16 protein-coding genes and 3 pseudogenes are annotated in these 12498 nt (G+C 32.8%); 14 read left to right on the forward strand and 5 right to left on the reverse strand.

Annotated features, from left to right (window positions below):
* Window positions 1–7 precede the first annotated feature (7 nt).
* Window positions 8–388 carry a BA_1872 family lipoprotein gene (locus NSQ69_RS04780; RefSeq protein WP_002114740.1) on the forward strand — a complete coding sequence of 127 codons (381 nt, stop codon included), beginning with the start codon at window positions 8–10 and terminating at the stop codon, window positions 386–388.
* 181 nt (window positions 389–569) lie between these two features.
* Here NSQ69_RS04780 and NSQ69_RS04785 read toward each other — a convergent pair.
* Window positions 570–1365 (reverse strand): annotated as a pseudogene (locus tag NSQ69_RS04785) (ABC transporter ATP-binding protein).
* A gap of 301 nt (window positions 1366–1666) precedes the next feature.
* Between NSQ69_RS04785 and NSQ69_RS04790 the strand changes: the two are divergent.
* From NSQ69_RS04790 to NSQ69_RS04825, 8 genes and pseudogenes are all read left to right on the forward strand, one after another.
* Entirely contained in the window at window positions 1667–2296 is a 630-nt protein-coding gene (locus tag NSQ69_RS04790) for a hypothetical protein (protein ID WP_002069205.1), read from the forward strand.
* Window positions 2297–2419: 123 nt separating this feature from the next.
* Entirely contained in the window at window positions 2420–2593 is a 174-nt protein-coding gene (locus NSQ69_RS04795; protein ID WP_341099858.1) for an ornithine cyclodeaminase, read from the forward strand.
* A 128-nt stretch (window positions 2594–2721) separates the two neighbouring features.
* Window positions 2722–3018, forward strand: coding sequence for a WXG100 family type VII secretion target (locus NSQ69_RS04800; RefSeq protein WP_002125598.1), 297 nt, complete (start codon window positions 2722–2724; stop codon window positions 3016–3018).
* 186 nt (window positions 3019–3204) lie between these two features.
* On the forward strand, window positions 3205–3480 hold the full coding sequence (locus NSQ69_RS04805) for a TIGR04197 family type VII secretion effector (protein WP_002125601.1): 276 nt from the start codon (window positions 3205–3207) through the stop codon (window positions 3478–3480).
* A 41-nt stretch (window positions 3481–3521) separates the two neighbouring features.
* Entirely contained in the window at window positions 3522–3884 is a 363-nt protein-coding gene (locus tag NSQ69_RS04810) for a DUF3958 family protein (protein WP_002166286.1), read from the forward strand.
* Entirely contained in the window at window positions 3881–5533 is a 1653-nt protein-coding gene (locus tag NSQ69_RS04815) for an EndoU domain-containing protein (protein WP_341098973.1), read from the forward strand. The genes NSQ69_RS04810 and NSQ69_RS04815 overlap by 4 nt, the downstream gene beginning before the upstream one ends.
* Window positions 5534–5566: 33 nt before the next feature.
* A complete protein-coding gene (locus tag NSQ69_RS04820; protein WP_000877044.1) occupies window positions 5567–5920 on the forward strand; it encodes a type II toxin-antitoxin system toxin in 354 nt (117 codons plus the stop codon).
* Between the two features lie 277 nt (window positions 5921–6197).
* Window positions 6198–6332 (forward strand): annotated as a pseudogene (locus NSQ69_RS04825) (SMI1/KNR4 family protein); the annotation flags it as partial.
* 51 nt (window positions 6333–6383) lie between these two features.
* Here the strand turns inward: NSQ69_RS04825 and NSQ69_RS04830 are convergent.
* The 3 genes and pseudogenes from NSQ69_RS04830 to NSQ69_RS04840 form a co-directional block, all read right to left on the reverse strand.
* Window positions 6384–6836: pseudogene (locus NSQ69_RS04830) on the reverse strand (tyrosine-type recombinase/integrase); the annotation flags it as partial.
* A gap of 215 nt (window positions 6837–7051) precedes the next feature.
* Window positions 7052–7432: a hypothetical protein gene (locus NSQ69_RS04835; RefSeq protein ID WP_002169044.1), complete on the reverse strand. Its 381-nt coding sequence runs from the start codon at window positions 7430–7432 to the stop codon at window positions 7052–7054.
* Between the two features lie 4 nt (window positions 7433–7436).
* Entirely contained in the window at window positions 7437–8600 is a 1164-nt protein-coding gene (locus NSQ69_RS04840) for a hypothetical protein (RefSeq protein WP_341098974.1), read from the reverse strand.
* Between the two features lie 58 nt (window positions 8601–8658).
* Here NSQ69_RS04840 and NSQ69_RS04845 point away from each other — a divergent pair, with 58 nt between their 5' ends.
* The 5 genes from NSQ69_RS04845 (at window position 8659) to NSQ69_RS04865 (ending at window position 11050) form a co-directional block, all read left to right on the forward strand.
* Window positions 8659–9042 carry a DUF1433 domain-containing protein gene (locus tag NSQ69_RS04845; protein WP_341098975.1) on the forward strand — a complete coding sequence of 128 codons (384 nt, stop codon included), beginning with the start codon at window positions 8659–8661 and terminating at the stop codon, window positions 9040–9042.
* Between the two features lie 81 nt (window positions 9043–9123).
* Window positions 9124–9564, forward strand: coding sequence for a DUF1433 domain-containing protein (locus tag NSQ69_RS04850; protein ID WP_341098976.1), 441 nt, complete (start codon window positions 9124–9126; stop codon window positions 9562–9564).
* A 328-nt stretch (window positions 9565–9892) separates the two neighbouring features.
* Window positions 9893–10297 carry an alpha-ketoglutarate permease gene (locus NSQ69_RS04855; protein WP_341098977.1) on the forward strand — a complete coding sequence of 135 codons (405 nt, stop codon included), beginning with the start codon at window positions 9893–9895 and terminating at the stop codon, window positions 10295–10297.
* A 288-nt stretch (window positions 10298–10585) separates the two neighbouring features.
* Window positions 10586–10747: a hypothetical protein gene (locus NSQ69_RS04860; RefSeq protein ID WP_002150223.1), complete on the forward strand. Its 162-nt coding sequence runs from the start codon at window positions 10586–10588 to the stop codon at window positions 10745–10747.
* 144 nt (window positions 10748–10891) lie between these two features.
* Window positions 10892–11050, forward strand: coding sequence for a hypothetical protein (locus NSQ69_RS04865; RefSeq protein WP_002087303.1), 159 nt, complete (start codon window positions 10892–10894; stop codon window positions 11048–11050).
* Between the two features lie 216 nt (window positions 11051–11266).
* Here the strand turns inward: NSQ69_RS04865 and blaIII are convergent, their stop codons facing one another.
* On the reverse strand, window positions 11267–12214 hold the full coding sequence (gene blaIII, locus NSQ69_RS04870; RefSeq protein ID WP_078206473.1) for a class A beta-lactamase BlaIII: 948 nt from the start codon (window positions 12212–12214) through the stop codon (window positions 11267–11269).
* Between the last annotated feature and the right edge of the window lie 284 nt (window positions 12215–12498).

Here is a 12498-nt window from a genome sequence, read left to right on the forward strand (position 1 = left end):
ACTCTCTATGAAATTGCTTCGTTCATTTCTCATTTTCACTCTTGTTGTATTGTTAAGCGCATGTAATACAGCAACAAAAGTCACAAAGGTTCAAAAAAATGGCGAAACGACTTTAACAATTGGTTCTTTGCAGGGGTATTACGATTTACAAACGCTTAAAGCTGAAAAAGGAAATGTGGAAATTCCTTATGAGGCAGCAGTTGAAGAAGGTACGATTTTATTGCAAGTCACAAAAGACGATAAGGTCATTTATGAAGAAGAAGTCACTTCTCAAAAAGAAGGTTTGCTTTCTTTTGAAGCGCCTAAACCCGGATCGTATGATTTAATTGTACGCGTGAAGGGTGAAGAAGAGAAAGCGAAAGGAATTCAAATACATACGAAGCTATGAAAAAACGGCAAGCGGAGTATACTCGCTTGCCGTTTCCATTTCCAGTTGGTTATGGCATAACAAATGCTCATCAATTTTAAGAAGTAAACGCAAATTAATTCCAAAATATACATTTTTTTACTTTAGTCGATGTAATCTCTAATAAAAGATTCAATAAATTTCATAATATAAATATTTAATTCTAATCATTAAAAATCCTACTTTTTCTTACTTTAATTGTTTCTAAAATATAAAGAAGAATACCTAAACCAAATATTTTTTCAGCATTAGAAATATTATTACCTAATTTAATAATCGGTACATTTAAGCCAAATCTTTCACTCCATTCTAAAGGCATATATCCCCTCTTGCAGTTTATTAATATACGATCATCCATTGTATGAAAAGAAGTTTCGAAAAAAATCAAATTCCACTTCTATCTCAGAAATTTTTATCTCTTTTTCATTCATCAAAGAACCACGTACCATTCCAAATCCTTGTATCATATTTTCTTTAAACATACCTACACAATTATAATTCGAATCATAAATAGCCCAATCATAATTTTCAACTTCACTATGAAAATATGCAAGAATTTCTCCATCACTTGCTTCCAATCCAACAACTTGTTTATTTTTTAAAGAAGATACTGTCATCATATCAGTTGAAATTAGCTTTGTTCCTGCTACATAAGCTCCATCAGGAGTATATAATCCGAAATGTTTATTACCTTCTGGTAATTCTAATAATACAAAAGTATTAGTATCCCAAAGTGTTATACTATTTTTAACAATATTTTTTTCTAATAACTTCCCTTTTCTTAATTGCAAAAAACCAATTCCTAAAAAAACAAACGAAACTATAACAATAAAAATAAACTGTCCCCAATTAATATGTCCCCACTTTTCATATACAGCACATAGTGCCAAAATAAAAACACCAATTCCAATAAAAAATTTAAATTTCCCTTTCTTTTTATAATACTCAAATAATTCCACACAAACACCTCTATCAGTTCGTCTTAATATTTCAATTATCCTTCAAATAGGGGTCACATTACCGAAAGTTAAAAATTGTACGCTAAGGGTGTAAAAACCTATTATAGCAGGTTTTATAGAGCATATAAGTCTATGTTGATGCTACCCCAATATAGACGTTATATTTACCTTTATAATAAAAGAGGACGTGGAGTAACTTGATTATTCTTAATCATTCGACAAGATGCAACAATTTAAGATGGTATTTTTTGCTATGATAAGTAAGGAATTTACATATCGTGTTATTGGGGGATAAAAAGAGATGTTGAAAAAATTTACTACATGTATTTTAGGTGGCGCTTTAGTATTCAATTTATCTGGTTGCGGCAATACATCCGACAAAACTTCTTCAGAATCTAAAGAAACCAATTCTAAACAAGAAGAAAAGAAAGTGCAAACAACTGATGAAGCGAAAACGAAAGAGAATACAAAGCAGAAAAATACAGAACAAACAAAAGAGAAATCAAAAATAAAAGAAAAAGAGTATGCTGTAAACAAGGATTTTCATACACCTAAATTTGATGTAACTGTAAAAAGAGTTGTAGAAAGAGATAAGGTTGGTAAAGAAAGTATAGGATTCCAAAAACCTGAAGATGGACATGTCTTTATTGTGGTAGAAGCAGAAGGGAAAAACATCACAAACGAACCGATGAAATTAGCCGTTTTACCATCAGTGGATTTAGTGGATGAAAATGATAATGCTTACCAAAGTGATGTGTGGGCAGCTAGTAGTTATGGGGTTGAAAAAGGCGAGACCTCTACTATTACTAAGGAATTAAAACCAGGGGAGGTAAGGAGAGAAAGTAAAGTTTACGTGATTAATAAAGAAAAATTTGATACAGGAAAATGGTATGTACTTGTTAACCATGAGTATAAGGAACAAATTAAGTAGTGTTTATTTATTAAGAGGAGATTGCTCCTCTTTTTTTGTTACAAGTTAACACAAAATTCCGTTTTGAGGACACTATTAAATTTTTAAGTTGATGGAGATAGGACGCTACCCCTAGACGAAGAGATTACTATTTTCAAATCAGTTGGTTTGGCTGTAGTAGATATTATCGTTGCGAATTATTTGTATGAGAAAGCGGTGAAGTGCGGGATAGGATTGAGTTTTGAGGGACTGCCTTTTGGTGTTCTTTTTTGCATAAAATCTTGTAAAGCAAGAAAAAGTAGAATATTTAATGATTAGAATTGATAATATTCTAATATTCAATAGAAAGATAAAACGTTTAAAAGTTCAAAATAATACATTATAATATTTTTAGTAAAATTAACCAAAATATATTTTACTTATTATGTATTAAAGGGGAAATGAAAATGGCTGGACAAATTCGTATGTCACCAGAGGAGCTTAAATCAAAAGCGACTCGATATGGACAAGGTGCAAATCAAATTGAGGATATTTTACGTCAATTACAAAACTTACAAAATGAATTAAGAGGAGAATGGGAAGGTCGTGCTTTCGAAGGTTTTGATCAACAGTTCAATGAATTAAAGCCAAAAGTACAAAGCTTTGCACAGCTATTGCAAGAAATTAATATGCAGCTGAATAAAACTGCAGAGGCTGTTGCTTCTCATGATGAAGAATTATCACGTAATTTCGGTTTGAAATAAAAATTGTTTTACTCTATATAACAAGCATTTCAAATGAGCCATACAGCTTATAATGTATGGCTCATTTGATTGCGTGCCCAGCTTAGCTGGACACACGTTTAAAAAGAGTGATATTGATAGAGAAATTTCATATATTTATTGGGATTTCTTTGGCATGTTCTGAAAATTAGAGAAAGGATTTGAGTGATGGGACAATTTCAAAGTAATTTTCAAAAGGCACAACAAATTGCTACGCAGATGAGAACAGCTTCGGATATAATCCAAAGTGCAACAAATCGTCCTATAACAAAGGCGACGCGTACAACACTATCTGTTAACTCCAAAGCACAAGAAGCGAATCAACAAATGTTAGATTTTACGAAACAATTTTCCACTGCCTTTCAACAAGCGGTCGATAATATTCATTCAGTAGCCCAAGAGTTTGAGAGAATGGATAACGAACTTCACAACACTTTTCGCTAATGTGACAACCTACGTAAAGGTAAAATGGTAGGAGGAATATGATGAGTCAAGATATTGAAAAACAAATTAATCAAGTAAATCAAAAGTTAAGAAGTGTATTTGAAGAACAAGACCGAAATCAATCCGCGATTCACATTCAGGAGCAAGCGGAAGCGGATTTTTATGAATGGAGAGGTCGAAGCCATCGTTTGTTTGATCGAATTTTAGGAACTTGGCATGGTGATAGAGAAATGTCTCAGTTTCTTATGAATACATATCAAGATGCACAACATGTTGAAAGAAAAGTCACATTTGAATTGGAAAACAAAAAAGAAACGTTGCTTAAAGAAAGACGAGACCTTAGTGATTTAGAAAACGACCTTTCCTATCAACAACAAAAATTAGCAAGGGAGGTCAATGCATGAGTTTAAATATGTATTTCGGAGAAGTACAAAGCCAAACTCAAAGCATGAATGCTGTATGTATCGCTACTATTCAAGGCATGGAACAAGCGATTCAGTCGATTGACGCTTTTGCAGTTGATACTGTGTTACAAGGGCAAACATATAGTAGTGCAAAAGCATTTTTTGTTCAAACCTTTCGTCCTTTAGCGCAAGGAATCATTTATTTATGTGAAGAATTAATCCGTCAGAATGATGCTTTTCCAAGTCAATTTCAATTACAGGTAGCTCAGGCTGATGTTATTGAACAAGAAATATTAGAACAGATTCGGGACATTGACCGAATGAAAGCAAGTATGGAAGCCATTAGTCAAGCTATGCCAATCCCGGGTATGGACGCTATGGCGAATCTTTTTACTGTCATGAGGAAAAAACTGCAAGAAAAATTAGAACATCTATATGAATTTAATTTTACTTCTAGTAGTAATTATGATACTGCACTCCAACTAGCGTCTAGCATTGCGACGGGTTTGGCGGAAGTTCAAAGTGGAAAAGGATTTAGTCCCGCAAGTGGCACATTTAGTACACAAGGGTTGAATATGGATTGGACAACTTCTATCCAATCGATTGGAGAAGAGAGGGCACGTCAGTCTGAAAATCTTCTGAAAAGTAGTTCAAGTGAAGAAGGGGCAATGTGTGGTAAGCTACCTGAAAAATCTACTTTCGAAAAAATTCGGGACGGTATTGTAGAAGGTGCAGGGGAAGCGGTTGAAGATACTATAGAAGGGTTTAAGGCACTTGGTAAATGGGAAACGTGGGGAAACATGGGGAATGCTGCGTTGCATCCTATTGATACCCTCAGTACGATGTATAATGTATTGTCAGATTCATTTATTAATGATGTAATAAATGGAGATGCTGAAAGTCGTGCTAAATGGGGAAGTTATGCTTTAACACAAGTTGGAGTAGGACTTATTGGTGATAAAGGATTAAGTAAAGCAAGTAAATTAGGTCAAGTGGGTAAAGTGACCAAACTAGCAAAAAATAAGATTCCGCAAGCTATTTCACATATTACAAGTAATTTACAATTGGGAGATCGCTTTGCTTTTGCTGGTGGAAATAGTTTGCGATTTAGATCTGATACGCCTGATTTTAAAAAAGCTGAAGAAAAGCTGTCGACCTATCAGTTTGCTAGGGGTGAAAGTGATTCCGGTGGGAGTAATTTTGTTGATGAAAATCATACATCTTCACTTTCTAATAGGGAAATTATATCTAATTTACAACATACAGAAAAATTTAGACCAAATACACTCAAACATATCCTAGAGGGTGAAATAAATTGGCGTGGTGACGCAATGGGTTATCATACTGAAGTATTGGAGAATACACCTGGAAAAATAATTAGCGGAACAGAAGAGATATTAAATGATCAAGGCATCTATAAAGCTAGGGTAGAAGTAAATGGAACCCCTAAAACTGGAAATAGAGGATTTTCCACATTTTTCCCTAAAGATTGGAGCCCACAAAAGATTGTAGATAATATAAATGAAGCATATAATAATAGAACGTATGAATTTGGTAACACATATTCTGGAATAGGTTCAGAGGGTATAAGGATTAGCATGTATATAGATGGGAATGGGAAAATTATCTCTGCTTTCCCATCGGAATAAATTTTATCTTTAGTATAAAGGAGTACAATAGTAATGAAATATCCATATAGCTTTGAAGTACTTACCAATGGAAAACTAGTTATGAGGCTTCCTCAAGAAATTAAACTTATTGAGACTTTTTTAGGCGTTGAAGTTTCTGCGTTTGGAGATTGGATTTTAGAAGAAATACATAGTGTTTTAAATGGGAAAGAAAATTACGTAGTAGTAAATGGAAACATTTGCGGTTTAGAAATTCGGAAAGATACAACTACTGTCCTAGACAATTTGGCTGAAGATGGTAAGGGAGATTTTTGTGAGATAGAAACGATTGAATTAGTAGATTTAATTCATATTTGGCTAGATAAACAAAAAGAATTTAAAAAAGGAAAAAATAAAGAATTGAAATAATAGATAGAGCTGACTTCTTATAGAAGTCAGCTCTATCTATTATTTCATATTTCTCCCATTATCTCAGGTTTTAAAGTCTTTTTTCCTAGATAATTATCAGCAATAGTCATTGCAAAAGAATCTAAAGGTATTTAGATATGATGATGGGTGGAGAGATAGTTCACATTATTAGGAAACCAAATTCTGTAGGAGTATATGTTGCAGAAGTTAAAAGTAGGGGTCTTCCAAAACAAGCGAAATCTTCGTTTTTTTCCTGAATATTGGAATGAAATTCAAAATGAAGATTAAAAATGGTAGTAAACTTCAATCACCAAATGATGAATTAATTGAATCATTTGAGGAATATTGTAAGATAAAATTACCAACTGATTTTATAGATTTTTTGAAAAAATATAATGGTTCTATTCCAATTACTAATGTTTTTTTACATGAAAAAAACGAACTTTTAATTGAACATTTCTTATGTTTGTTTATAAAACCAATAGCCGAAGGTTTTCCGCAGGTGTGAGTCCAGATGGATTCTATATCGGCAAAATCTCCGGCTTTTTGTAATTGCCGATAAGCCTGGATCTTACTAATGGATGGATCTCTTTTTCGGGATGGGAATAACCAGGTATTTTCTAGAGTTTGGTATACGAATAGACTTCATCAAAAATAGAAGTAAGATTAATCATGCGTTCTTTCTTCGTTTCCACCTCTTTGATTTTGAATTCTTTTCTCTTTTTCCGTTTTAACTTTACTATGGTTCTGTTTGAATTTGGAGTAAATCGCTGACACTGAATCCTGTATGGATCCCAATAAGGGAGAGAATATAGTCTCGTTCAGAATAATGACGTTTGAGAACCCATTTCATATCTTCAATCTGTTCTTTACTTCTGATGGGGTGAACATCAATGAGATTTGGTTTTTTGTTCATGGATTTTAGACTCTTTTATTCACAGTGTTTTGAATGTATATTTTTGTTTCGTGAACTGAGGCTTTCAGGTTATTTAGTGAGGAGTCAATGATTTAGCGGTAATGAATGCAAACTAATATTGAAAAGTTTACTTTCGAAATAACAAAAAAGTCCTATATAAGAGGACTTTTTTGTATGCATATAGATTAAAATAATAATAGCAATTCTTTATTTTTTTATTTCTTTCCACAACTATTAATTAAATCATATTGTTTAGAAATCATTTCATTCCGAATTTGATCGAGATGTTTATGTAATGTTTCTTTTATTGCATTACCCGTTTTACTTTCAAAACTTTTGTTTAATTCAATTCCTTGTTCAGATAAACTTTTGCATACATCATGAAAGGCTTCTTTATTTTTTTGAATGGCATGTTTTTGACTTGTTACTATGCTATTTGTTTTGAATGCTACATCAGTTTTTAAAAATGATTGTTGCATTTCTTTTTCTAATTGCTTTTTAACAGCTTGCAACTCATCCATAATAGTTCCAACTGTACCTACAGCAGCTTTCTCTATTTCTTTCTCTATTTTTTGAATTTCCCCTATAAAATCCATCGTATTATCTCACCGCCAGTCCTTCAAAATTTGTCCCTAATTGATTATCTTTATCTCGTAACGAATTGGCTGCATAAGCAATATCATCTCCAAAATGAATCAATTCTTTTTGTTTTTTCCGTAAAAGATGAATTAGTTCTTCTGCTAGTTGTACATCATGAAAATAATCTTTTCCATTTTGGGATATTTTCGCAACCTCTCTAATTGCCTCATCTACTTCATGTTCTTCTAATAGATGATATTTTCCTCCAGGGCCTGTCTCATGCTTCAATTGACTCTTTAATTTCGCAACTTCCTCCTCTTCTTGTTGTTGAAATCTTTCTATATTTCTAATAATATCAGATAATATATCACTTATTTTTTGTATCTCTTTTGCATGACGAATGATATCATCTGGTTCTAATTCTAGTCGAACACTACCATTATTGTGGAACATGTCTCCAAAAGTTGACATTGGATGTTGTCCCATAAATACCGCTGCGAGAACACCATCTGTTCCATTACTTTTCGTTGTAAATTGTTTACCAATCATAGGTGCTCCAAATTGATCGAAATTTCCTACAGCATCTTTTTTATGAGTATAATCTACTACTTTATTTTCCATTACGCCTTCATCTACTCGTTTTTTTGCTTTATCACTTAGTAATCTATAAATATTTGGTGCAGCATATGTTGTTGCATAACAATCCATTTCTGCTGCTACATATTGAGCCTCCGCAGCTCCCTTACTATGTCCGGTAGTGTGAATAGAAGTTGGTTTATATGTTTTCTTAATTTTTTCTGTAAATTCTAATGCACTATCAAATGATGTCGCTACCTTTCCGCCTGCTACACCAAGGTTCTTTTTCTGTCCAAGTGTAATTTGAACTACATCTGTAGTTTTATCTCCATCGAATCTATCAAATTCAGTACCACGGAATGCAACGATTACATTGTCATAATGTTTTTTATTTGGTTTATACTCATCTGCAGGCACTACAGCGATTGCTTGTAATCCATTTTTTACCTTTTCTTTATCTGCATTAAACGTTTCTATAACTTTCCATTCTTGACCATTAGATCCTTTGATTTTTGCCTTTTCATGTAAAAAATCATTATTATAAACGTTATCTGATAGTTTGAAATAATCTTCATCTGTCGCAATTGGATTCTTTTTAAATTCACTCATATGTCTCAACTCATTTCATGGTATATTTTAACTATATTCAAATGCAAGGGGATTTTAAATGAAAAAGAAATTGATAATTGTTTTATCCATTATTTGTATTATAGCAGGAGGATATTTTACTATGGAATATTTAAAACAAAAAGAAATTGAAGAAAAGTTTTGGAACGAGCAAAAAGAACGAGTAGAAAAGTATATTCACTATAATATTAAAGATGTAAAATCGATTACATTTAGAGAACATAAGGTAAGTCCAATGGGTATTCCTCATATAAGAGGGTATATAAATGGTGATAAGGCATTATGGTTTGATGCTGGTATAGGTACTACGGAAAATTTTGAAGATGATTTTGGATGTTCTGGAGAATTAGATGAAATGATAAAAAAACCTGATAAGTCAGTATCCGAAATTGAAAAAGAGGAGAAAGCAAAAAACCAAGAGTAGTTCTTGCAACTACTCTTGGCTTCTGTACCCTATTTTAGAAAGAGCATATGTTAACTAGCTTTGAATATAAGGGGAGTTCCAATGAAGAAAGTAATGATTTTGGTTGTATCTGTTGTGATGCTCATAGCAGGAGGGTATTTTACTATGGAATACTTAAAACAAAAAGAAAAAGAAGAACAATTTTGGAAAGTACAGGAAGCACGAGTAGAAAAGTATATTCGTTATAATATTAAAGATGTGCAATCGATTACTTTCACAAAACATGAAGTAAATCCGATGGGAGTTCCTTCTGTGGATGGATATATAAATAATGATAAAGAATTGAATTTCTCAGCTAGTATTAGTACTACGAAGAATTTTGAAGATAAACTTTCACGTTCTGGAAAATTAGGGGAACTTGTAAAAAAACCTGAAAAATCAGTATCTGAAATTCAAAAAGAAGAGAAGAAAAAGAAACAAGAGCAGTCTTTGCGATTACTCTTTTATTTTTATTATAGAAAAATAAAAGAGTTGAAAATATGAAAGTAAACTAATAATAAAAAGTTTGCTTTCAAATTAGAAAAGGTTAGTCCCTCATTCCACTCCAGCTAAAAACCTTACACCCAAAAACAAAGGGGAACTCAATTGTTCAAACTCATATAAAGTTTCAATCTTGTCTAAGCATCCATTAGGATATACAATTGATCATCCATTTTTCTTTACATAATCTCCAGATACAGTCCATATCAACTATAGATTCTTGTCTTATGCTAAATGTAATCAAAAAGCAAGTAGATAAAGATAATGACTAAAACATTAACTCTAGATACTTTTTTGATGAATATTACAAATAAACAGGAGGTAATGAAAAATGATTAAAACATTATTAGCAGGAGCACTTTTAAGTACAGGATTGGTAGCGGGAGGTGCAGTAGGTGCAGATGATGCGAAAATGGACAATTTAAAGTCAAATGAAAATAGTTCAAATCAAGTAATTACACAGAGTGCAGATGGAACAACGTCTTTCTCACAAAACTTTGATTTACCTAAAGATGCAGTGCCAGCAACTCCTAAAGGAGAAGCAAAAACTGTTGAAAGAACAGAAGGTACAGGTTCTCAAGAAGGAAAAATGGTACCAACAAAAGAAGGTACAGATTCTCAACCTGGATTTGAAATGGGAGCCCCTGAAAAACCAGAACATGCGAAAACTGTTGAAAGAACAGAAGGTACAGACTCTCAAGAAGGAAAAATGGTACCAACAAAAGAAGGAAATTAAATAATATATAGTTATAACGAAGAGCATCCAAAAAGTGGTGCTCTTTTTATATTATAGGGATTAACTAGTTTTACTGAATATAGAACTGTAGGAGGAATTGAGGCTAGAACATGAGGGACTATCTCTTCAAATCATGGTGTTTGAAGCACTAGTTTTGGTGGTAACGTTACAACATAAACATTTTATTAGAGATTTTTTAAATTTACATACACTCTAGATAGACTACATATCAACTTCAGATACTTGTTTTATGATACAAGTAATCAAACAAAAGGAGGGCAATACAAAATGATTACAACAGTATTAACAGGGCACTCTTTTAAGTACAGGAGATTATTAACAGGTGGAGAAAATGTTGAAGATGTACAGACAGATAAACATATTCCATATGAACAAAATGAATTACAGCAAACTCTAGAAAAGTACGATTCGAAGAAATTTGAGTTATAAAAAGAAAATAGATAAATATAGTGAAAATAGATAAATTGACAAGAGAAAAGCACTTTGTGTATATCACAGGTGCTTTTCATTTTGATATAGGGCTTGAATTAAATTTTTGCACTAAAATATATACGGCAAAAAGGGGGGAGTTCATTGCACAAAGTTATTTATGGAATATTAATTTTAATTTATACTTTGTATTCATTTTTTGTAAGTGACGGAAGTGAAGTAAGGTTTATTATGGTGTTAACTATAGTACTTATCTTTTCTGTAGTTTTAGAAAAAGGAAATGCAAACAAAACGACTGATTAAAGGTCTTTTTGTTTGCATTTTTTAGTTGGCTATTAAAGTCCAGATGTTTAGGGATAGCACGAAATCGCCATCAAGCTTAAAGAACGATTTATCCCCAAACAATAAAAATGAGCTTTTTATTACAAGTTAGCACCAAATTTCGTTTTTGGGACACTATTAAATTTTTAGTTGATGAAAACACCCGCCTAAAATAGAAAACTTTTAACCTATTATCATTTATTCCGTAGCTTTTAAGGTATTTAACACGACTTTGGTTGCGTCTGCAATAAGTTTATCATCGTATTTAGCATCTTCTTTATCATGATTAGAAAGTATAGCAAGAACAATCGGCTTTTTATTTGGTGGCCAAATAATTGCGATATCATTTCTTGTTCCGTAAGATCCCGCGCCTGTTTTATCAGCTACTTCCCATCCTTTTGGTACGCCCGCACGAATCAATTTATCTCCAGTTGTATTTCTCTTCATCCAATCTACTAATAGTTCACGTTTTTCTATTGGAAGTGCAGTTCCTAATGTAAATGATTGAAGTGTCTTAGCTATCGCTTCTGGTGTACTGGTATCATGTGTTTCTCCTGGATGCACTTCATTTAATTCGGGTTCAAATCGTTCTGAAGTAGTAACAGTATCTCCCATTTCTCTCAAGATTTTTTCAAATTCAGAGGGCCCTCCTAACTGTTTAAGAATCAAATTATGTGCTGTGCTGTCACTATATCGAACAGAAGCATCTGCAAGTTCTTTTAACGTCATGCCTGTATCAACATGCTTTTCAGTAATTGGATTATAATTAGAAAGATCTTCATGAGTATACGTAATCCTTTGATCAAGAGCTTCTAATGAGTTCTTGCGTAAAAGAGCGCCCACAGCTAATGATTTAGATGTAGATGCAAATGCAAAACGATCATCTGAATGATAAGCAACAGTTTGATTCGTACCTGTGTCCAGTGCATAAATACCAAGCTTAGCATCATATTCTTTTTCAAGTTTAGCAAAAGATTGATTACCTGTATTTTCTTGTTTAATTTGATTAGCTTGATTCGTTTGTTTAGGTGATTCAGATTGAGTGTTACTATTGGAACAGCCTATAAGTGATACATATGAAAGTAATACTACAGGCACAATCTTTTTGTAATGTAAAATGTTAAAGAACTTGTTTAAAACGAACATAAATTTTCAACCTCTTTCAAGAATATATGGATTTTGTCTAGGTATTCTAAATACCAATGCAATTAAAGATGGCATAGGGTAACAATACTACTGCAGCTAAAATTTCACAGGTTAAATGACATCCAAAACGTTTATCCCGCTATTGGCCGGGCAGTAAGAGCCCCACCTCAAAATTCAGCGGAAGCAAAGAAGTTAGGTGGGGGTCGGGCTGCCCGTAAAAGCCCGATTGGTGAGGGCTGATTAAAGTTTCACTTTATATGATTGATAAGTCACGGTTTGGGTTA

The organism is Bacillus sp. FSL R10-2201 (genome assembly GCF_038008665.1).
GTDB lineage: Bacteria > Bacillota > Bacilli > Bacillales > Bacillaceae_G > Bacillus_A > Bacillus_A mycoides.

Bases quoted from the DNA above. Each gene is read 5' to 3' on its own strand.
- NSQ69_RS04780 (WP_002114740.1), top strand. From the start codon at position 8: ATGAAATTGCTTCGTTCATTTCTCATTTTCACTCTTGTTGTATTGTTA.
- NSQ69_RS04790 (WP_002069205.1), top strand. From the start codon at position 1,667: ATGTTGAAAAAATTTACTACATGTATTTTAGGTGGCGCTTTAGTATTC.
- NSQ69_RS04800 (WP_002125598.1), top strand. From the start codon at position 2,722: ATGGCTGGACAAATTCGTATGTCACCAGAGGAGCTTAAATCAAAAGCG.
- NSQ69_RS04805 (WP_002125601.1), top strand. From the start codon at position 3,205: ATGGGACAATTTCAAAGTAATTTTCAAAAGGCACAACAAATTGCTACG.
- NSQ69_RS04810 (WP_002166286.1), top strand. From the start codon at position 3,522: ATGAGTCAAGATATTGAAAAACAAATTAATCAAGTAAATCAAAAGTTA.
- NSQ69_RS04815 (WP_341098973.1), top strand. From the start codon at position 3,881: ATGAGTTTAAATATGTATTTCGGAGAAGTACAAAGCCAAACTCAAAGC.
- NSQ69_RS04820 (WP_000877044.1), top strand. From the start codon at position 5,567: ATGAAATATCCATATAGCTTTGAAGTACTTACCAATGGAAAACTAGTT.
- NSQ69_RS04835 (WP_002169044.1), bottom strand. From the start codon at position 7,432: ATGGATTTTATAGGGGAAATTCAAAAAATAGAGAAAGAAATAGAGAAA.
- NSQ69_RS04840 (WP_341098974.1), bottom strand. From the start codon at position 8,600: ATGAGTGAATTTAAAAAGAATCCAATTGCGACAGATGAAGATTATTTC.
- NSQ69_RS04845 (WP_341098975.1), top strand. From the start codon at position 8,659: ATGAAAAAGAAATTGATAATTGTTTTATCCATTATTTGTATTATAGCA.
- NSQ69_RS04850 (WP_341098976.1), top strand. From the start codon at position 9,124: ATGAAGAAAGTAATGATTTTGGTTGTATCTGTTGTGATGCTCATAGCA.
- NSQ69_RS04855 (WP_341098977.1), top strand. From the start codon at position 9,893: ATGATTAAAACATTATTAGCAGGAGCACTTTTAAGTACAGGATTGGTA.
- NSQ69_RS04860 (WP_002150223.1), top strand. From the start codon at position 10,586: ATGATTACAACAGTATTAACAGGGCACTCTTTTAAGTACAGGAGATTA.
- blaIII (WP_078206473.1), bottom strand. From the start codon at position 12,214: ATGTTCGTTTTAAACAAGTTCTTTAACATTTTACATTACAAAAAGATT.